This window comes from Phytobacter massiliensis JC163 (assembly GCF_000321045.1).
Lineage (GTDB): Bacteria > Pseudomonadota > Gammaproteobacteria > Enterobacterales > Enterobacteriaceae > Phytobacter_A > Phytobacter_A massiliensis.
Genome location: NZ_HE578950.1, coordinates 70724 through 90793 on the forward strand (window position 1 = coordinate 70724; position 20070 = coordinate 90793).

Genomic DNA, 20070 nt, shown 5'->3' on the forward strand with positions numbered 1-20070 from the left:
GGGCAGACGATTACTCGTCGCGATCTTCCCACGCCATCGCGCGTTTCACCGCTTTTTTCCAGCCCTCATAACGGTAGTTACGCTCGGTAGTTTCAATGCCCGGGCGGAATTCGCGTTCAATGACCGCTTTCTCGTGCAGTTCGTCCAGGTTTTGCCAGAAGCCTACCGCCAGACCGGCAAGGTAGGCTGCCCCCAGCGCCGTGACTTCACGCACTTCCGGGCGCTCTACGCGGGTGCCGAGGATATCCGCCTGGAACTGCATCATAAAGTTATTGGCCACCGCGCCGCCGTCCACGCGCAGGGCATGCAGGCGAATGCCGGAGTCCGCCTGCATCGCCTCCAGTACATCGCGCGTCTGGTAGGCGATAGATTCCAGCGTGGCGCGGATGATGTGGTTAGCGTTGACGCCACGGGTCAGGCCGAAAATCGCGCCACGGGCATACGGGTCCCAGTAGGGCGCGCCCAGACCGGTAAAGGCGGGCACGACGTACACGCCGTTCGTGTCTTTCACTTTGGTGGCGAAATACTCCGAGTCGAAGGCGTCGCTGATAAGCTTCATCTCATCGCGCAGCCACTGAATGGAGGCGCCCGCCATAAAGACCGCCCCTTCAAGGGCGTAATTTACCTCTCCGCGCGGGCCGCATGCGATGGTGGTTAACAGGCCATGCTCGGAAGCCACCGCTTTTTCGCCGGTGTTCATCAACATAAAGCAGCCGGTGCCGTAGGTGTTTTTCGCCATCCCTTCTTTTACGCACAGCTGGCCAAACAGCGCCGCCTGCTGATCGCCTGCAATACCGGCGATGGGAATACGCGTGCCGCCTTTACCGCCGATATTGGTCTGGCCGTAAACTTCGGATGACTTGCGTACCTGCGGCAGCATGGCGCGGGGGATATCCAGCGCGTCCAGCATCTTGTCGTCCCAGTCCAGCTCGTGAATGTTAAACAGCATGGTGCGGGAGGCGTTCGTATAGTCGGTAATATGCACGCGGCCCTGGGTCATTTTCCAGATAAGCCAGGTGTCTACGGTGCCGAACAGCAGTTCGCCACGTTTGGCGCGCTCGCGGGAGCCTTCAACATGGTCCAAAATCCATTTTACCTTGGTGCCGGAAAAGTAGGGGTCGATCACCAGGCCGGTGGTTTTCCGCACATACTCTTCCATACCGTCACGTTTAAGCTGCTCGCAGATGTCGGCGGTACGGCGGCACTGCCAGACGATGGCGTTATAAATAGGCTTGCCGGTTTCGCGCTCCCAGACAATGGCGGTTTCACGCTGGTTGGTGATGCCAATTGCCGCCACCTGATCTGAACTGATGTCGGCTTTCGCCAGTACTTCTACCAGCGTGGAGCTTTGCGTTGCCCAGATTTCCATCGGGTCATGCTCAACCCAGCCTGGCTTCGGATAGATCTGCTCGAACTCGCGCTGCGAAACGCTGACGATGTTGGCGTCATGATCCATTACGACGGCGCGGGAGCTGGTGGTGCCCTGGTCGAGCGCAACGATATATTTTTTGTCAGTCATGATTTATGTCCCGTAGTCACATTACAGCGAAGCTTTTTGTTGTGCGGTGGCGGTGGTCTCTTTCTCTTCCACGGCGCAGACGTCGCAGGGCAAATGGCGGCCAATCAGCTTACGATAACCGAAGGCGCCAAGCGATGCGCCGACAATCGGGCCGAACAGCGGCACCAGAAAATAAGGGATATCTTTACCGCCGGTAAAGGCGACGTTACCCCAACCTGCCAGCCAGGCGAAGGCTTTAGGGCCGATATCGCGCGCCGGGTTCATGGCAAAACCGGTCAGCGGGCCCATCGACGCGCCGATAACGGCAATCAGCAGGCCAATCAGCAGCGGCGCGAGCGGGCCGCGCGGAATGCCGTTGCCGTCATCACCCAGCGCCATGATGACGCCCATCAGGATAGCGGTAATCACCATTTCAACCGCGAAGGCCTGCACAAAATTGATATGCGGGTTGGGGTATGTTGAAAAGATGCCAGCCAGATCAATACTTTCGACGCTGCCGCGCACCATGTGATGCGTCTGCTCGAAATCGAAGAAAAGATTGTAATAAAGCCCGTAAACAAGCGCGGCCGCGCAAAACGCGCCGGCAAACTGAGAAAGGATAAAAGGTACAACTTTGCGCCCGTCGAAGCAGGCAAACAGCCACAATGCGATGGTCACTGCCGGGTTAAGATGCGCGCCGGAAACCCCCGCGGTCAGGTAGATGGCCATCGCCACCCCAAGACCCCAGATGATGCTGATCTCCCACTGTCCGAAGCTGGCACCAGCCAGTTTCAGGGCTGCTACGCACCCTACTCCGAAGAAAATCAACAACCCGGTACCGAGAAACTCGGCAATACACTGGCCTTTTAAGGTTGAGGTTTGACTCATAATCGGATCCTGCAAAGAGTTTAATGGTTATTGTTTGCATGGAGATCGTAGAAATCCATGATGTCATGTAGACATAGTGTTAATTTATCGTTAACGAACAAAAACGAGAAATATCGAACGTTAAATGTGTGTGCTGTGTCAATAAAATGAGCGTTTTCGCGCTATGCGACCTGTTTATGAGCGGTAAAGAAATGAGCGGGAAGGGCGGGAAGAATCAATTTTGTAACCAATGCGGTAACAATTAAGGATTGAAGCGCGAAATGCACCAGGCATAACCTGAAAAGTGTTGCAAAGCGCGATCTGCGCGGGTTGTCGCTGGACAGGGGCTTTAGGGCTTCATACAATCGGGTGTTAAGACCGTGCGCTTAATTTATTAAGGCGTCGCCGTTTACGGACCGAGGATTTACCCGCCGTGGTATATATCCAAAATAAATCGAGTTGCAGGAAAGCCAACGCACACGCAACTTGAAGTATGACGGGTATAGCTATCCATCAACGCCTTGCAATTCAGGAGAGGTATGACGATGTCATTAGAAGTTTTTGAGAAACTGGAAGCAAAAGTACAGCAGGCGATTGATACCATCACGCTGCTGCAGATGGAAATCGAAGAGCTGAAAGAGAAGAACAACAATCTGGCCCAGGAAGTGCAGTCTGCTCAACACGGCCGCGAGGAGCTGGAGCGCGAAAACCACCACCTGCGTGAACAGCAGAATGGCTGGCAGGAGCGGCTGCAGGCTCTACTTGGGCGTATGGAAGAGGTCTGATTACGCTTCATCTTTTGCGCTGTTGCTGCGTTGGCAGCGCTCGCTCACCCCAGTCACATAGTTATCTATGCTCCTGGGGATTTGCTCTCTTGCCGCCTTGCTACAACGCAAAATCTTTCGCGTAATACTTCACTTTTGCGCTGTCGCTGCGCTGGCTTTGTAGCCCGGGTAAGCGCAGCGCACCCGGGATTCCCGGATGCGGCGAACGCCTTATCCGGGCTCGACGAATCAGGGGCGGAACACCACGTGACGTTCCAGATGATAGCTTTCCAGCGTCTGGCTTATCAGGCGTGAAAACGAACCGCCTGAAAAATGGCGCGCCATAAAATAGCGTTTCTGCCGCTCGCAAATCTGCTCCCTGTTCCCCTCGCGGTTATCCGCTGACAACACCAAAAAGGGTGTCGCCTTTCCGTCTTCCTTGCTGATAAATAGCGGGTATTTCTCTTCCCCTACCGTACCCAAAAGCGAAATGGGTTCATCGTGATTGATGGCCAGCCACGCCATCGTTGTGGCGGGGGGAAGCGGCATGGTAACCGGTAACAGGCAGGAAAAGCGCGTTTTGCACAGCACGGCCATATTTTTAGGGCAGGGGGCGTTAACAACCTTCATTTCAGCGCCGGAAGAAAAGGCTAATGGCAATGCCTCCATCTCTTCGCGCAACAGCATTTGCCACATGTTGGTATCGGCAGGTAAAGCGGACGACAAAACAAAACGCGCCTCGTAGCGTTTTTCGTCCGGGTCTGGTTTTAACGCCAGCGCCAGCGTGCTCTCCAGCGCATCCGCTTCTTCTTTGTCTAGCGGCCTGCCGGTGGCGATGATTAACTGGTTTCCCTGCCAGCGGTAACGGTTCGGAAGTGTATCGTGCCAGGTTTTAATGGCGCGCTGAGGGTTGGCGATCTCCATTGAGGTTCGGTTTTTTACCGGCTTTTTCCGGGTGACCGTCAGCTGCTGCTGGCTGTCGGCAAAGTAGATTTGTAATTCGTCCACAACCTGCTTTTTTTGCGCGTCGCTCAGGCTGGCGAACTGCAATGTCAGGCGTGTTGAGGGATAACCCACCGCTTGCCTGTACTCTTTTTTCAGCGTGGCCGGGTTGTGCGGCAGGGAGATCGCGGCAAAAAAGATCGCTATGGCGATGCCCAGACGTACTGTTACGGCCAGAATAAAAGGCGGGGGAGAAAAGAGAAGAATGCGAAAGGTGCTGTACAGCAGCCATGCAACAGAAACAAAGCTGATGAAATAGAGAGCTTCCTGCAAGCAATGACTCCTTTTGCTTGTCTTAATTTCTGGTGGCCATCCTGGCCGCCATATAAAAAAGACGGAACGCTCCGCCTTTTTTTACGTGTCTTATTCGATATCCAGCGGATCTTCGGAAAGGATGATGCCGGTATTGTCGGCGTAGAGATGGTCGCCAGAGAAGAAGGTGACCCCGCCAAAATTGACGCGGACATCGCTTTCGCCGATGCCTTCGCCCGCGGCGCCGACCGGAATAGCGGCAATCGCCTGAATGCCGATATCCAGTTCTTCCAGATCGTCTACCTGGCGGACTGCGCCATAGACGACAATACCTTCCCATTCGTTCTGTACGGCGAGGCGCGCCAGTTCACCATCGATTAACGCGCGACGTACCGAACCGCCGCCATCGACCAGCAGGACGCGACCACGGCCATTCTCTTCGAGCAGATCGTAGAGCAACCCGTTATCCTCGAAACACTTCACCGTGATGATTTGACCGCCAAACGACGACCGCCCGCCAAAATTGGAGAACAGGGGTTCCACGACGTTGACATCTTCCTGGTAGATGTCACAGAGCTCAGACGTATCGTATTTCATAGGCTTAACGTTCAGTTGCTGCGAGAATAGTCAGTATATCGCGCATCACGCGTTGTTGGCAAAATCATCAAATGTTAATTGACCTTCGTCAGTTAAAAAACGGCTTCACTTAAGAAAATCCCGACAACAAACAACAGATTAGTCAGCAATGCGCCTTTTACCGTCCGCTCCAGCATTGGCGGCATCGCTCTGGGGTCACGCTCACGCAGCACATAACGCGCCTGCTTAAACAGCAGCGGCGCGGCAAGCAAAAATAACCAGCCCCAGACATTTTGCAGCGACAGCAGGTTAAAAAGCGCCAGGCAGAGCAAGGCGCCCGCCAGCAGACAGGCATGATAGCGCCGCGCATTTACCGCGCCCAGACGCACCACGAGAGTGATTTTGCCGTTTTGCCGATCGCTTTCGATATCGCGCAGGTTATTGATATTCAGCACTGCTGTCGCCAGCAGGCCGCAGGCGGTAGCGGGAAGAATAACCGCAGGCATCAGCATATGCGTCTGCAGATACCAGCTGCCGATGACGCTCAGCCAGCCAAAAAAAACCAGCACGGAGACATCGCCAAGCCCCATATATCCATAAGGCCGTTTGCCGATGGTGTAGGTAATCGCGGCGATGATAGAGAGCACGCCAAGCGCCACGAATCCCATAAAATCCGCCAGCGTCTGGGTGGCCGCCAGCAGCAGCAGCAGCCCGGAAATGCAGCTTAGCGCAATGGTGAGGATAAGGGCGCGCTTCATTTGCGCCAGGGAAATAGCCCCTTTCTGCATCCCGCGCAACGGGCCGATCCGGTCAGGCTTATCGCTGCCCTTTACCGCATCGCCATAGTCGTTGGCCAGATTAGAGAGAATTTGCAGCAGCCCGGCGGTGGTTAATGCGAGGATGGCAACCAGCGGATCGAAAAAACCCTGCCACCAGGCCAGCGTGGTCCCTGTGATGATGGCGGCAAACGCCAGCGGCAGGGTTTTCGGGCGCAGGCTTTCCAGCCAGGCCTGGGTGCGGCTCAGGGGTTGTGAGTCAGTCATAATTACCCGCTAAAAAAAATGGGGGCATAAGCCCCCATCGAGATGATGAAAACGTTGTGGCCGCGATTATAAGATAAAACGGCTCAGATCTTCATCTGCCACCAGCGCATCAAGGTGTTTGCTCACGTACTCTGCGTTGATGATAACGGTTTCGCCGTTGAGATCGCTGGCGTCATAAGAGATGTCTTCCATCAGGCGCTCCAGCACGGTGTGCAGACGGCGCGCGCCGATGTTCTCGGTGGTTTCGTTCACCTGCCATGCCGCTTCGGCAATGCGCTTGATGCCGTCGTCGGTAAACTCAATGTTTACCCCTTCGGTCGCCATCAACGCTTTGTACTGAACGGTCACGGAAGCGTTAGGCTCGGTGAGGATGCGCTCAAAGTCGCTGGTGGTCAGCGCCTGAAGCTCCACGCGAATCGGCAGACGGCCCTGTAATTCCGGGATCAGATCGGACGGGCTTGCCACCTGGAACGCGCCGGAGGCGATAAACAGAATATGGTCGGTTTTCACCATCCCGTGCTTGGTGGAGACGGTGCAGCCTTCCACCAGCGGCAGCAGGTCACGCTGTACGCCTTCGCGGGAGACATCCGGGCCGGAGCTGTTGCCGCCGCGCTTACAGATTTTATCGATCTCATCAATAAACACGATGCCGTGCTGCTCAACCGCGTCGATAGCTTCCTGTTTCAGCTCTTCCGGGTTGACCAGTTTCGCCGCTTCTTCTTCAATCAGCAGCTTCATCGCGTCTTTGATTTTCAGCTTGCGCGGCTTTTGCTTTTGTCCGCCCAGGTTCTGGAACATCGACTGCAGCTGGCTGGTCATCTCTTCCATGCCCGGAGGCGCCATGATTTCTACGCCCATCGGCGCAGCGGCGAGATTAATTTCGATCTCTTTATCGTCGAGCTGGCCTTCACGCAGCTTTTTGCGGAACGACTGGCGCGCGGCAGAAGGCTCAGACTGCGCTTCCGGCTGGCCCCAGTTGTTTTTCGCCGGGGGGATCAGGGCGTCGAGAATGCGCTCTTCGGCCATCTCTTCGGCACGGTAGCGGTTTTTCTCAATAGACTGCATGCGCACCATTTTCACAGCGGCATCGGTCAGATCGCGGATGATGGAGTCCACTTCTTTCCCAACGTAGCCCACTTCGGTGAACTTCGTCGCTTCAACTTTGATAAACGGCGCGTTGGCCAGCTTGGCCAGGCGGCGGGCAATTTCAGTCTTACCCACACCGGTTGGGCCGATCATCAGAATGTTTTTCGGCGTGACTTCATGGCGCAGCTCCTCATCAAGCTGCATACGACGCCAGCGGTTACGCAGGGCAATCGCCACGGAACGCTTCGCCGCATCCTGACCGATAATGTGTTTGTTCAGTTCGCTGACAATTTCGCGTGGGGTCATTTCAGACATGGGGAATCCTTACGCCTTGGAGGACAATTCTTCGATGGTGTGGTTGTGGTTGGTATAAATGCAGATATCGCCTGCAATATCCAACGCCTTCACCGCGATATCGCGCGCGTTCATGTCGGTATTTTCCAACAGGGCGCGGGCCGCGGCCTGGGCATACGGACCGCCGGAACCAATCGCGATCAGATCGTTTTCTGGCTGCACAACGTCGCCGTTACCGGTGATGATAAGCGACGCGTTTTCGTCGGCAACCGCCAGCAGGGCTTCCAGTTTGCGCAGCATACGATCGGTACGCCAGTCTTTAGCCAGCTCAACGGCGGCTTTAACCAGGTGCCCCTGGTGCATCTCCAGCTTGCGTTCAAAAAGTTCAAACAGGGTAAACGCATCCGCCGTACCGCCTGCAAAGCCCGCAATGACTTTGTCGTTGTACAGACGGCGAACTTTTTTCACATTGCCTTTCATTACGGTGTTGCCCAGTGTCGCCTGGCCATCACCAGCGATAACGACCTGGCCGTTACGGCGTACGCTTACTATTGTTGTCACGAGCAGACCCCCTGGTTACTAAAGCAGAATATGCGCCCCGTACAGGTACGGGGCAGAATGCAAATATAGATGGGGGGGATTTTGGGGGTTTCAACCCCCGGCGGCGAGTCGGATGCAGTTTGCGTGGCCAGCGAGCTTGAGGCGGCTTAGCGTTCCGTCGGCGTTCTCTTTGCCTTTTACCGGGCCGATGACCACACGGTTCCAGCCGTTATTGCTGGTAATGCGGGAGTCGAAGCCTTCAAACGCCAGCTGAGCGCGCACGGTTTCCGCCTGCTCTGCGCCTTTGAACGAACCGCACTGAATCATCCAGCGACGGCTGTCTTTTTTCTCCGCCGTCTGTTTCGGCGTATCCGCTTCACGGGTGACGGGAGCGGCCTGCTGGGTTTTCGGCGCGGAGGCCGTATTATGCGCAGGCGTCTGCAGCAGATCCTGGTACGGCTGCTGGCTGGCGGTGGTTTTTTGCTGCTGCGTCTGACGCGGCGGCGTTTGCGTGGCGCGCGGCGGTTCGGTCACGCGCGGTTGCGCGCGCGCGGGCTGCTCCACCTGTGTGTTATTCCACTGTTGCTGTTGGGCGGCCTGACGCTGGCGTTGCAGGGTTTGCTGGCGCTGTTCCTGTGTCTGCTCGTTCCACGGCACTTCGTTCAGCTGCGTAGGCTGCTGGCGCATATCCGCCTGCATCTGCGCCAGCAGCTGGCGCTGTTCGTTAGTCAGCTGATCCGGGTTTTGCACCTCGCCGCCTGCGGAGGGTTCCGTCGGCGCGCGTACGCCAGGCTGGCGGCTTTCCAGCTCTTTAATATAGCGCCAGCGCTCTTCCGGCTTAGGCGGCAGGCCGTTGCCCGTCACCTTCTGGCTTTGCAGCGTCTCAGACTCTTCTTTTTTATGATGAGTAATAAAGTACAGGCCACCGATAAAGGCTACCAGCACCGCGGCGGCAATCGCGACCATTGCGGGCGAGACCGCAGATACCTTGCGCTGTTTCTTCCTTGAGCTACCTTTTTTTTGCCGCGAAGGAGCCGACTGGCTGCGGCGTACATAATCTCGTTGTGCCACTATCGTTTCGCTGTATTTATTTCGTTTATCGGTCCGCCATGTTACTTAAGCGACGGGCTTTTGACCAGACAACGGAGTCCGATAAACCAACTGATTTACGTCAATGCTTGCGTCGAGCCGCGGATGATCAGATCGCAATCCAGCAGACGCGAGCCGCTACTTACCGTATGCCCCTGCAATTGCTCCAGTAATAAAAGCATCGCTTCACGGCCAATCTCAAAGCGCGGCTGCGCAACGGTGGTCAGCGGCGGGTCGCAAAATTCCGCCAGCGAGATGTTATCGAAACCGATAATAGACAGATCTTGCGGGACGCGCAGGCCCTGACGTTTGGCATGGGATAACGCCCCCAGCGCCATGATGTCGCTATGGCAGAAGACCGCCGTCGGCGGTTTCGGCAGGGCCAGCAGTTGCTCAAGGGCATGGCTGCCCGCGGCAAAGGTGAAGTCGCCGCGCGCGATATAGTGGGGATCGACCGTGATACCCGACCGGCGCAGCGCCTGTACGTAGCCCTGCAGGCGGTAGTGACACAGCGGCATCTCTTCCGGCCCGGCGATACAGCCAATGTGTTGGTGCCCCTGTTCGCGCAGGTAGTTCACGGCGTTAAAAGCGGCGGTGAGGTTATCGATATGTACGGTCGGCAGCTCCAGCTCCGGGGCGAACTCGTTGGCCATCACCATCGGCGGCAGGTTGCGCTGTTCCTCAATGCTGGCGTCGAAAGGCAGGCGCGAACCCAGCAGCAGCATGCCGTCAATCTGCTTGGTGATAATCAAATCAATAAAGGTTTTTTCCTGCTGGTTCTGGTGGGCGCAGTCGCCAATCAGCACCAGATAACCATTCCCGGCGGCCGTAATTTCGATGCCGCGAATAATTTCGCTGAAAAAGGGATCGCAAATATCCGGCACAATCACCAGGATTGTCCGCGATTCATTGCGTTTAACGTTTCGCCCCATCGACTGCGGCAAATAGCCTACTTCCATCGCCGCCTGCTCTACCCGGTTACGGGTAGCCTGCGACACTTTATCGGGATTCATTAACGCACGGGACACCGTTGCCGTGGATACTTTCGCTTTCACGGCAACATCTTTCATGGTCGCGGCTGCAACCTGATTCCTGGTCTTCACCTTCTTCTCCTCGCATGCGCGGCGCAGGCGCAGACACATTTTTATCAGATAGTTAACGTTATCGGTTACAGAATTTTCATTGAAAATGTGATGAAAGTTAAATTTTTCGAGGTGCCTCGCAACCTTACCCCTCGATGGGGTCCACATCCAGCACCCATTTTACTTTCCGGGCTTCGGGCAAGGTGTTGATAAGCAGCAGCGCGCCGCTGACGATTTGCTGCAGGCGCGCGCGTGAAGGGTGCTGGAGCAGCAGTTGCCAGCGCCAGCGCCCGGCGCGTTTAGGCGCCAGCGCCGGTACCGGGCCCAGCACCCACAGATGGGCGTCGGCAAGGGGGCTGGCCTGCAGCAGGTTTTTGAGCTGCTGTAGAAAAAGCGGCGCCTGCTGATTGTTATGATCTTCGGCGCGGATCAGCACATGGCTGGTCCAGGGGGGGAGATTGAGCGTCTGTCGCTCCGCCAGCGCCTGCCCGGCGAAGGTGTCATACCCTTTCTGTAGCAGCGTTTGCAACAGAGGGTGCTCCGGATGGTGCGTCTGGAGGATGACCTCGCCCTGTTTTCCGGCGCGCCCGGCCCGGCCCGAAACCTGGGTATAGAGCTGCGCGAAACGCTCGGCGGCGCGAAAATCCGCGGAAAACAGCGCGCCATCGACATCCAGCAGCGCGACCAGCGTCACGTCCGGGAAATGGTGTCCTTTCGCCAGCATCTGCGTGCCAATCAGGATACGCGCGCCGCCGCGATGCACCTCGGCCAGATGCTGCTCCAGCGCGCCTTTGCGGCTGGTGGTGTCACGATCGATGCGCGAGAGCGGAACGTCGGGAAACAGCGGAGCGAGCGCCTGCTCAAGCTGTTCGGTGCCCAGCCCGACCGGCATCAGGTGCGTGGAACCGCAGGAAGGACACTGCCGCGGCACCTGACGTTGGCTGTCGCAATGGTGGCAGCGCAGCTGGTGCTGCGCCTGATGCAGCGTGTAGTAGTGGTCGCAGCGCGGGCATTCGGCTATCCAGCCGCAGTCATGGCACAGCAGGGCGGGCGCAAACCCGCGGCGGTTGAGAAATAAAATGACCTGGTTTTCCGCCAGCAAATGCTGGCGCATGCGGGAGATCAGCGCGGGAGATAGCCCCGCATGCAGGGACTGGCCTTTTAAATCGAGAACGTGTTGCAGGGCCGGTCGCGCGTGGCCTGCCCGGCGTGTAAGACGCAGCATCTGGTATTTTCGCGCCCGAACGTTATGGAGCGTTTCCAGCGCGGGAGTGGCCGAACCGAGAATAATCGGAATCTGTTCGCTATGGGCCCGGTATACCGCCAGATCGCGGGCGTGGTAGCGCCAGCCTTCCTGCTGCTTGTAGGAGCTGTCGTGCTCTTCATCAATAACGATAACGCCCAGGTTTTTAAACGGCGTGAAGAGGGAGGAGCGGGTGCCTATGACAATCGCCGCTTCGCCATTTTTGGCTTTCAGCCATGCCGACAGGCGCTCGCTATCATTGAGGCCGGAATGCAGCACCTCTACCGGAGCGGCGAAACGTTCGCGAAAGCGGGCGATGGTTTGCGGCGTCAGGCCAATCTCCGGCACCATCACCAGCGCCTGCTTCCCCTGCGCCAGCACATTTTCCAGCACGCTCAGGTAGACCTCGGTCTTGCCGGAGCCGGTGACCCCCGCCAGCAGCCAGGCGCAGAAGCGGTCCGCCGCGCTATGGATAGCGCCTACCGCCGTGGCCTGCTCGGTGTTGAGCCGCAGGCGATCGCCGCAAACGGAGAACCCCTGACGCCAGTCGCGGTAAGCGGGCGCTTCGCTATTCAGCTCGGCCAGCCCTTTGGCGCGCAACGCTTGCAGCGCGGCCTCGTTAAAATCGAGTTCTGCCACCTGGTGACGCCAGATCCGCCCCTGACGCAGCGCCGCCAGCGCCTGCTGCTGTTTACGGGAGCGTTTCAGGCTATTGATATCCACCGCCTGGCCCTGTTCCGTTGCGAACCAGAACCATTGCAGCGCGGCGCTGGCGGGTTTGCCCTGGCGCAGCAGCACGGGGATGGCGTTAAACAGCACATCGCCAATCGGATGGTGATAATAGTCCGCCGCCCACAGCAGAAGCCGCCATACCGGGCCGGAAAAGACCGGCTCGTGGTCCAGCACTTCAAGCACGCTTTTTAGCTCGCTGAGCGGCAGTTCGCTGTTGTCGCTGACGGCGACCACAATGCCTACCCGCTGCTGCGTGCCGAACGGCACCCGCACACGACAGCCCGCGCTGACGACCATGCCGTCTGGCAGCAGGTAATCAAACGTGCGGGGTAAAGGTACGGGCAACGCTACGCGGGCAACGGGCATCTTACGATCCTGACTTGAAAACTGGCGGGATAGTATACACATTGTTAAAGGCAGGGCGCGGATCAGTTTGCATCTGCTGGTTAAATTCTGTATGATTCGCCGCCTTTGTTGCGTATTCACGCAGCAGAGGACTACTTATTGCCCGAGAATTTCCCGCTTCCTGAATGTGGCTAACGCATCAGCGGTGTGAGAGACAACGGGGAAATTATTAACTCGCGTGGTGTCTGGCGTTAGGGCTGGAAGAGCGACGCGGCCTTAAACTGAGGTTTCCCATGAAAAAAGGTATTCACCCGAATTACGTAGAAATTACTGCAACTTGCTCTTGCGGTAATGTGATCAAAACCCACTCCACCGTGGGTCACGACCTGAACCTGGACGTGTGCGGCAAATGCCACCCGTTCTTTACTGGTAAACAACGTGTTGTTGATACCGGTGGTCGTGTTGAGCGTTTCAACAAACGCTTCAGCATCCCGGGCAGCAAATAAGTTGCCAGACGAAAAAAGCGCCGCAAGGCGCTTTTTTTGTGCCCGTCATCTGCTTCTCCTCCCTGCGTCACCCTTTCAGTCGGTCCCCGTAGCTGGTTTTTGATACATCGTTTCTTTTTTAAAGGCCTATTGTTTCAGTTGGTGAACTGGCGCTGATTAATCTTTGAATTTCTGCCAAAAAATCCAAACGCTGGCAAAAATAAAAAGGTTTGCCCATTTACACTAAAATACAATTCCTGACGTTAATACGATATTCGTAATTTGTAGCTGTATTTCACTTGTTGTGCTGGCCTGGGAATTCATAGCTACACGCTTTTTCATTTTTGAAATTTACGTCAAAGAGGAATTTCCATGAAGCTGAAGTATGCGCTTTTGTTGCTGCCGGTGCTGGCAGGGACCGCTCATGCCGGTTATGTTGATTATCGTCATGAATATTATGATGATGGCCGTAACTACGATCGTGTATATATGTCGCAGCGCTTTGCCAGTGGTTTTGGTGTGGCAGTAGAAGGTATTTCACGTTCTGATGATGCCCAGCCGAAAAAGCCGCTTAATGATATAGAATCCAATGGCGTTGAATATACCGCCAGCTACCAGACGACATGGAGCGACCTGATCTGGCAGCCGGGGATTGCCGTAGAAACCGGCGATAACATCGCGATTTATAAGCCGTATATCCGCGTTCAGTACAACATCAACGACAACTGGTGGACCGCCTTCCGTTACCGTTATGAGTATGCGCGTCGTAATGCGCCAGGACGGGACGATCGTCATTTAAGCCGCCCGGAAGCGTGGATTGGTTACAATATTGATAACTGGATGTTTGAATTAAACGGTTTTTATAAATTTGCTGAGAATGAAAATATTTATAATAACAGCAAAACGGATTATGAATATAATTTCCGCATTGCCTATAAGATAGGTTCCTGGGTGCCCTTTGCCGAAGTGGGTAACGTCTCCTCTGGATATAACGGGGCTACTACCGACGATCGGCAAACGCGTTATCGTGTTGGTCTCGGTTATAATTTCTAATTCCCTTTCTGTCTGTGTCTTAGCCAGTACGACGGTAATAATTTGCCGTCGTATTTTTTTATTTTTAGCGGGCGATGAAGAGAATGTTTTGGTTACCCGCCGGAGGTAGTTATTTTGTGATGTGTGTCACATATTTCTTGCCTGTCTGGGTAAAGAGGCCTATGCTTTTCACAGCGAAAGACTCGTTAAACAACGCGTGAAAGGTAATAAAAATGCTGAATGCACTCAAAAATGTTGTTGTGTCTTATTTCACTTCACTGGCGGAAGTTCACCCTGAGGTGACGCGCTTCTGATTCAGGCTGCTGACAAAGCCAACAAGAACTCATGGAACGGCGTAGCCCGGGTAAGCAACAGCGCACCCGGGACTCCCGGATGCGGCGCAACGCCTTATCCGGGCTACCACAGGCAGTATCTGTATCACCATGCAAACAGTGGCCATTTCTTTGCAACCGTCTCCAGCTGCGGTGCATCAAAGAGCGCCTGCGGCGAGATTACCGTCTCGTTTAGCGGAATGTTGCGCCCATAACGCTCGTTGAGTTTGGCGCGAACCACCGGCGAACTCAGATCAAACTCTTTCAATTTCTGCAATTTACCCGGCTGGATCCCCAGCGCACGGTCATACACTTTCCACACCACTTCGGAGCAGTACTGGCGCTCATCGCTCCAGGAAAAGAGCAGGTCGTAAGGTTTGCCGAGAAAGCGCGTTGCCGTTTGCGCCAGCTTTTGCTGCTGCCGGGCCGACAGCCCGCCCTGTACGCGCCGGACGATATAGTTGCCATCTTCGCCACGGGCAATCCACTTTTGCAGCGGGGTGTAAATCACCGGTCCGACGGCTTCAAAGACGAAAGGTTTTTTATTGCGGATTATTACCATCCCGGTGTGACTGTAGTCTGAATGGGTCGCCAGCTGAATGGCTTTACTTTGTGAAGAGCGGGAGATCTGGAAAATGATGTCGCCCGTTTGCGGATCGTAAGCATGGGCAAAAAATGGCGTGAGAAGCCAGAAAAGTATAAAGCCGGTTTTCATTTATCCGTCCCTGCAAATGAGCAAGGCGGCTCACATCCGTTGAGCCGCCCTGATTATCAGTACTCCCACGTATCGGGGTCGATACCCAATTCGCGCATAATCACTTTCGCCTCTTCCGGGATTTCATCGCTGCGCTCTTTACGCAGATCTTCATCGTTGGGCAGAGGCTGGCCGGTGAACGCATGCAAAAACGCTTCACACAGCAGCTCGCTGTTGGTGGCGTGACGCAGGTTGTTAACCTGACGACGGGTGCGCTCGTCGGTGAGGATTTTTAACACCTTCAGAGGAATGGAAACCGTAATTTTTTTTACTTGCTCACTCTTCTTACCGTGCTCAGCGTATGGGCTGATATATTCGCCGCTCCATTCAGCCATGAGATACCTTTAATCCTCTCAGTCATTAATAAAAGGTCTGCACCTGCTTAAACGCCGGGTACGAACCGTAATCTCGCGTAGTTTACCGCAGAGTCACTATCCTGACACGGTGTATCGCCGCGAAGCCGTACTAAAGCATATAATTTTAACGGCTATTCTGCGTTTGCTCAATCTATACGCAAAGAAGTTTAGATGTCCAGATGTATTGACGTCCATTCATGTAATGATTACTCTGAGGCCTGCCTTTTCATCCATTAAGCCAGGAAGCCTTCACCATGACGCGTAAACAGGCCACCATCGCAGTGCGCAGCGGATTAAATGATGACGAGCAGTACGGTTGCGTTGTCCCGCCTATTCACCTCTCCAGTACCTATAATTTCACCGGCTTCAATGAACCGCGCGCCCACGACTATTCCCGTCGCGGCAACCCAACGCGCGATGTCGTTCAGCGGGCGCTGGCGGAGCTGGAAGGGGGCGCGGGCGCGGTATTGACCAATACCGGCATGTCGGCGATTCACCTGGTTACCACCGTCTTTCTTAAGCCCGGCGATCTGCTGGTGGCCCCGCATGACTGCTACGGCGGCAGCTACCGGCTGTTCGATAGCCTGGCAAAGCGCGGCTGCTATAAGGTGCTGTTTGTCGATCAGGGCGATGAAGAGGCGCTAAAAGATGCGCTGGCGCAAAAACCGAAGCTGGTACTGGTGGAAAGTCCCAGCAACCCATTGTTGCGCGTCGTGGATATTGCGAAAATCTGTCAGCTCGCCCGTGAAGCAGGCGCGGTCAGCGTGGTGGATAACACCTTCCTGAGCCCGGCGCTGCAAAATCCGCTGGCGTTGGGAGCGGATCTGGTATTGCATTCATGTACTAAATACCTGAACGGCCATTCCGACGTGGTGGCCGGGGTGGTGATTGCCAAAGATCCGCAGCTTGTCACCGAACTGGCATGGTGGGCGAATAATATCGGCGTCACCGGCGGCGCGTTTGACAGCTACCTGCTCCTGCGCGGCCTGAGAACGCTTTCGCCGCGGATGGAAGCGGCCCAGCGCAACGCTCAGGCTATTGTCGAGTTTCTTAAGACGCAGCCGCTGGTGAAGAAGCTGTATCATCCCTCTCTGCCGGATAACCAGGGGCACGAGATTGCCGCGCGCCAGCAAAAAGGGTTTGGCGCGATGTTGAGTTTTGAACTGGATGGCGATGAGCAAACGCTGCGTCGCTTCTTAAGCGGGCTGTCACTGTTTACGCTGGCGGAATCTTTAGGTGGGGTTGAAAGTTTGATTTCCCACGCCGCCACCATGACGCACGCGGGTATGGCGCCGGAAGCGCGCGCCGCCGCCGGGATTTCCGAGACGCTGTTACGCATCTCAACCGGCATTGAAGATGGTGAAGATTTAATTGCCGATCTGGAAAATGGCTTCCGGGTCGCAGCTGAGGGTTAAAAATGAGTGTTAATGCGCAGGCAGGGGCGACAGTGCGTCAACTGCACAAATTTGGTGGTAGTAGTCTGGCCGATGTGAAGTGTTACCTGCGGGTAGCGAATATCATGGCGGAGTATTCACAGCCTGGCGATATGATGGTTGTGTCAGCCGCGGGCAGTACCACTAACCAGCTGATTAGCTGGCTTAAATTAAGCCAGACCGATCGGCTCTCTGCGCATCAGGTTCAACAGTCCTTACGCCGCTATCAGAGTGAACTGATCGCCGGGCTGCTGCCCGCCGACGTGGCCGATGGGCTGACCAGCGAATTTATCCGCGATCTGGAGCGGCTGGCTGGCCTGCTGGATAGCGGCATTACCGATGCGGTATATGCCGAAGTGGTGGGGCACGGAGAGATCTGGTCCGCCAGGCTGATGTCCGCCGTGCTCAACCAGCAGGGGCTGGAGGCGCAGTGGCTCGATGCGCGGGAGTTCTTGCGTGCTGAAAGAGCCGCGCAGCCACAGGTTGATGAAGGTTTATCATACCCGCTATTGCAGCAGCTTCTGGTGCAGCATCCGGGCAAACGTATCGTGGTGACCGGCTTTATCAGCCGCAACAACGCGGGTGAAACCGTGCTGCTGGGGCGTAATGGTTCCGACTACTCCGCCACGCAGATCGGCGCGCTGGGCGGCGTTTCCCGCGTGACCATCTGGAGCGATGTCGCCGGGGTTTACAGCGCCGACCCGCGTAAGGTTAAAGATGCCTGCCTGCTGCCGCTGCTGCGCCTGGACGAAGCCAGCGAGCTGGCGCGTCTTGCCGCGCCGGTGTTGCATACCCGCACGTTGCAACCCGTTTCCGGCAGCAATATCGATCTGCAACTGCGCTGCAGCTACAGCCCGGAACAGGGTTCCACGCGTATTGAGCGCGTGCTGGCCTCCGGCACCGGCGCGCGTATTGTCACCAGCCATGATGATGTCTGCCTGATTGAGTTCCAGGTGCCCGCCGGACAGGATTTCCGCCTGGCCTGGAAAGATGTCGATCTGATCCTGAAACGGGCGCAGGTGCGCCCGCTGGCGGTTGGCGTGCATAACGATCGCCAGCTGTTGCAGTTCTGCTACACCTCTGAGGTAGCCGACAGCGCGTTAAAAATCCTTGATGAGGCAGGCTTGCCGGGCGAACTGCGCCTGCGGCAGGGGCTGGCGCTGGTGGCGATGGTGGGGGCGGGCGTTACCCGCAATCCGCTCCACTGCCACCGTTTCTGGCAGCAGTTGAAAGGCCAGCCGGTGGAGTTTACCTGGCAGTCGGAAGAGGGCATCAGCCTGGTGGCGGTGCTGCGTACCGGCCCGACGGAGAGCCTGATTCAGGGGCTGCACCAGTCTGTCTTCCGCGCGGAAAAACGTATTGGGCTGATGCTGTTCGGTAAAGGCAATATCGGCTCCCGCTGGCTGGAGCTGTTCGCCCGCGAGCAGAGCGCGCTTTCCGCGCGTACCGGGTTTGAGTTCGTGCTGGCGGGCGTGGTGGACAGCCGCCGCAGCCTGCTGAGCTATGACGGCCTCGACGCCAGCCGGGCGCTGGCATTCTTTAACGATGAAGCCATCGAGCAGGATGAAGAGTCGCTGTTTTTGTGGATGCGCGCTCACCCCTACGACGATCTCGTGGTACTGGATGTGACCGCCAGCGCGCAGCTCGCCGACCAGTATCTTGATTTCGCCAGCCACGGTTTTCATGTTATCAGCGCCAATAAACTGGCCGGCGCGAGCGACAGTAATAAGTATCGCCAGATCCACGACGCTTTTGAGAAGACCGGCCGCCACTGGCTCTATAACGCCACTGTGGGAGCAGGCCTGCCGGTTAACCATACGGTGCGGGATTTGATCGACAGCGGCGACAGCATTCTCTCTATCAGCGGTATTTTCTCCGGCACGCTCTCCTGGCTGTTCCTGCAGTTCGACGGCACCGTGCCCTTTACTGAGCTGGTGGATCAGGCGTGGCAGCAGGGGCTGACCGAGCCGGACCCGCGCGTTGACCTGTCCGGAAAGGATGTCATGCGTAAGCTGGTGATCCTCGCGCGCGAGGCGGGTTATGACATCGAGCCAGATCAGGTGCGCGTGGAGTCGCTGGTGCCAGCAGGCTGTGAAGAGGGGTCCGTCGACTATTTCTTCGAAAACGGCGATGAGCTGAACGAACAGATGGTGCAGCGCCTGGAGGCAGCGCGTGAGTTGGGGCTGGTGCTGCGCTACGTGGCGCGTTTCGACGCCAACGGCAAGGCGCGCGTCGGCGTGGAGGCGGTGCGCCCTGAGCATCCGCTGGCGGCGCTGCTGCCGTGCGATAACGTCTTCGCCATTGAAAGCCGCTGGTATCGTGATAATCCGCTGGTGATCCGCGGGCCGGGCGCCGGGCGCGACGTGACCGCCGGGGCGATTCAGTCGGATATCAACCGCCTGGCGCAGCTACTGTAATCATTATGTTTTTCCCCTCTCCCTGTGGGAGAGGGGAGCAGCGCGAGTTTGCCTCTTCCATCCTGAATTTTTTTCACCTTCGCTGAACATTCCTCACGCATTATGATGATTTTCCGGTTGACGCCCGGCCGCTTTTCCGTCATTTTTACATCTGGACGTCTAAACGGATAGATGTTCACAGTATAATAAATAACAACATGCGATTGATGAGGTAAGGTATGAGCTTTTTTCACGCCAACCAGCGGGAAGCCCTGAATCAGAGCCTGGCGGAAGTGCACGGGCAGATTAATGTTTCATTTGAATTTTTCCCGCCGCGCACCAGTGAAATGGAACAGACCTTATGGAGCTCTATCGATCGCCTGAGCAGCCTCAAACCGAAGTTTGTCTCCGTCACCTACGGCGCCAACTCCGGCGAGCGCGACCGTACTCATAGCATTATCAAAGGTATTAAAGAGCGTACCGGCCTTGAGGCCGTACCTCATTTGACCTGTATTGACGCCACCCGTGATGAGCTTCGCGCTATCGCGCGGGATTACTGGAATAACGGCATACGCCACATTGTGGCCCTGCGCGGCGATCTGCCGCCCGGCGGCGGCAAACCGGATATGTACGCCGCGGATCTGGTGACCCTGCTGAAAGAGGTGGCGGATTTTGATATTTCCGTTGCCGCCTACCCGGAAGTGCACCCGGAGGCGAAAAGCGCCCAGGCCGACCTGCTTAATCTGAAACGTAAAGTTGATGCGGGGGCCAATCGCGCGATTACTCAATTCTTCTTTGACGTGGAAAGCTACCTGCGTTTTCGTGACCGCTGCGTTTCTGCCGGTATCGACGTAGAGATCATTCCGGGC

At 56.3% G+C, this 20070-nt stretch carries 18 protein-coding genes; 6 read left to right on the forward strand and 12 right to left on the reverse strand.

Annotated features, from left to right (window positions below):
- Positions 1–10: 10 nt before the first annotated feature.
- Complete coding sequence (gene glpK, locus ENTHG_RS22360) at positions 11–1519, reverse strand: glycerol kinase GlpK (protein WP_044185435.1); 1509 nt, start codon at positions 1517–1519, stop codon at positions 11–13.
- Positions 1520–1540: 21 nt separating this feature from the next.
- On the reverse strand, positions 1541–2386 hold the full coding sequence (locus ENTHG_RS22365; protein ID WP_044185437.1) for an MIP/aquaporin family protein: 846 nt from the start codon (positions 2384–2386) through the stop codon (positions 1541–1543).
- A 518-nt stretch (positions 2387–2904) separates the two neighbouring features.
- Between ENTHG_RS22365 and zapB the strand changes: the two genes are divergently transcribed.
- Entirely contained in the window at positions 2905–3150 is a 246-nt protein-coding gene (zapB, locus tag ENTHG_RS22370; RefSeq protein WP_106403367.1) for a septal ring assembly protein ZapB, read from the forward strand.
- A 228-nt stretch (positions 3151–3378) separates the two neighbouring features.
- Here zapB and ENTHG_RS22375 read toward each other — a convergent pair whose 3' ends face one another.
- The 8 genes from ENTHG_RS22375 to priA all read right to left on the reverse strand — a co-directional run bounded on the left by ENTHG_RS22375 (position 3379) and on the right by priA (position 12434).
- Complete coding sequence (locus ENTHG_RS22375) at positions 3379–4404, reverse strand: hypothetical protein (RefSeq protein ID WP_044185439.1); 1026 nt, start codon at positions 4402–4404, stop codon at positions 3379–3381.
- Positions 4405–4494: 90 nt separating this feature from the next.
- Entirely contained in the window at positions 4495–4980 is a 486-nt protein-coding gene (rraA, locus tag ENTHG_RS22380) for a ribonuclease E activity regulator RraA (protein ID WP_044185442.1), read from the reverse strand.
- A gap of 92 nt (positions 4981–5072) precedes the next feature.
- Positions 5073–6002, reverse strand: coding sequence for a 1,4-dihydroxy-2-naphthoate polyprenyltransferase (menA, locus tag ENTHG_RS22385; RefSeq protein WP_044185445.1), 930 nt, complete (start codon positions 6000–6002; stop codon positions 5073–5075).
- Between the two features lie 66 nt (positions 6003–6068).
- A complete protein-coding gene (gene hslU / locus ENTHG_RS22390) occupies positions 6069–7403 on the reverse strand; it encodes an ATP-dependent protease ATPase subunit HslU (protein ID WP_044185448.1) in 1335 nt (444 codons plus the stop codon).
- A gap of 9 nt (positions 7404–7412) precedes the next feature.
- Positions 7413–7943 carry an ATP-dependent protease subunit HslV gene (gene hslV / locus ENTHG_RS22395; protein ID WP_044185451.1) on the reverse strand — a complete coding sequence of 177 codons (531 nt, stop codon included), beginning with the start codon at positions 7941–7943 and terminating at the stop codon, positions 7413–7415.
- Between the two features lie 90 nt (positions 7944–8033).
- Positions 8034–8993, reverse strand: coding sequence for a cell division protein FtsN (gene ftsN / locus ENTHG_RS22400; protein WP_071825929.1), 960 nt, complete (start codon positions 8991–8993; stop codon positions 8034–8036).
- A 95-nt stretch (positions 8994–9088) separates the two neighbouring features.
- Positions 9089–10114, reverse strand: coding sequence for a DNA-binding transcriptional regulator CytR (gene cytR / locus ENTHG_RS22405; RefSeq protein WP_044185575.1), 1026 nt, complete (start codon positions 10112–10114; stop codon positions 9089–9091).
- Between the two features lie 124 nt (positions 10115–10238).
- Complete coding sequence (gene priA, locus ENTHG_RS22410; protein ID WP_044185458.1) at positions 10239–12434, reverse strand: primosomal protein N'; 2196 nt, start codon at positions 12432–12434, stop codon at positions 10239–10241.
- A gap of 272 nt (positions 12435–12706) precedes the next feature.
- Between priA and rpmE the strand changes: the two genes are divergently transcribed.
- Together rpmE and ENTHG_RS22420 are read left to right on the forward strand one after the other, a co-directional pair.
- Positions 12707–12919, forward strand: a complete 213-nt coding sequence (rpmE, locus tag ENTHG_RS22415; protein ID WP_000715284.1) for a 50S ribosomal protein L31 — start codon at positions 12707–12709, stop codon at positions 12917–12919.
- A 351-nt stretch (positions 12920–13270) separates the two neighbouring features.
- The gene (locus ENTHG_RS22420; RefSeq protein ID WP_044185465.1) at positions 13271–13951 is read left to right on the forward strand and encodes an oligogalacturonate-specific porin KdgM family protein; all 681 of its coding nucleotides are present in this window, start codon (positions 13271–13273) and stop codon (positions 13949–13951) included.
- A 417-nt stretch (positions 13952–14368) separates the two neighbouring features.
- Here ENTHG_RS22420 and ENTHG_RS22425 read toward each other — a convergent pair whose 3' ends face one another.
- Together ENTHG_RS22425 and metJ are read right to left on the reverse strand one after the other, a co-directional pair.
- A complete protein-coding gene (locus ENTHG_RS22425) occupies positions 14369–14977 on the reverse strand; it encodes a YiiX family permuted papain-like enzyme (protein WP_044185467.1) in 609 nt (202 codons plus the stop codon).
- Positions 14978–15033: 56 nt separating this feature from the next.
- Positions 15034–15351 (reverse strand): met regulon transcriptional regulator MetJ, encoded by a 318-nt coding sequence (gene metJ, locus ENTHG_RS22430; protein WP_007369220.1) that lies wholly within the window; start codon positions 15349–15351, stop codon positions 15034–15036.
- A 275-nt stretch (positions 15352–15626) separates the two neighbouring features.
- Between metJ and metB the strand changes: the two genes are divergently transcribed.
- The 3 genes from metB to metF all read left to right on the forward strand — a co-directional run.
- The gene (gene metB / locus ENTHG_RS22435; RefSeq protein ID WP_044185470.1) at positions 15627–16787 is read left to right on the forward strand and encodes a cystathionine gamma-synthase; all 1161 of its coding nucleotides are present in this window, start codon (positions 15627–15629) and stop codon (positions 16785–16787) included.
- A 2-nt stretch (positions 16788–16789) separates the two neighbouring features.
- On the forward strand, positions 16790–19222 hold the full coding sequence (locus ENTHG_RS22440; RefSeq protein WP_044185473.1) for a bifunctional aspartate kinase/homoserine dehydrogenase II: 2433 nt from the start codon (positions 16790–16792) through the stop codon (positions 19220–19222).
- 218 nt (positions 19223–19440) lie between these two features.
- The coding region (metF, locus tag ENTHG_RS22445; protein WP_044185476.1) for a methylenetetrahydrofolate reductase at positions 19441–20070 on the forward strand (630 nt) is incomplete at its 3' end.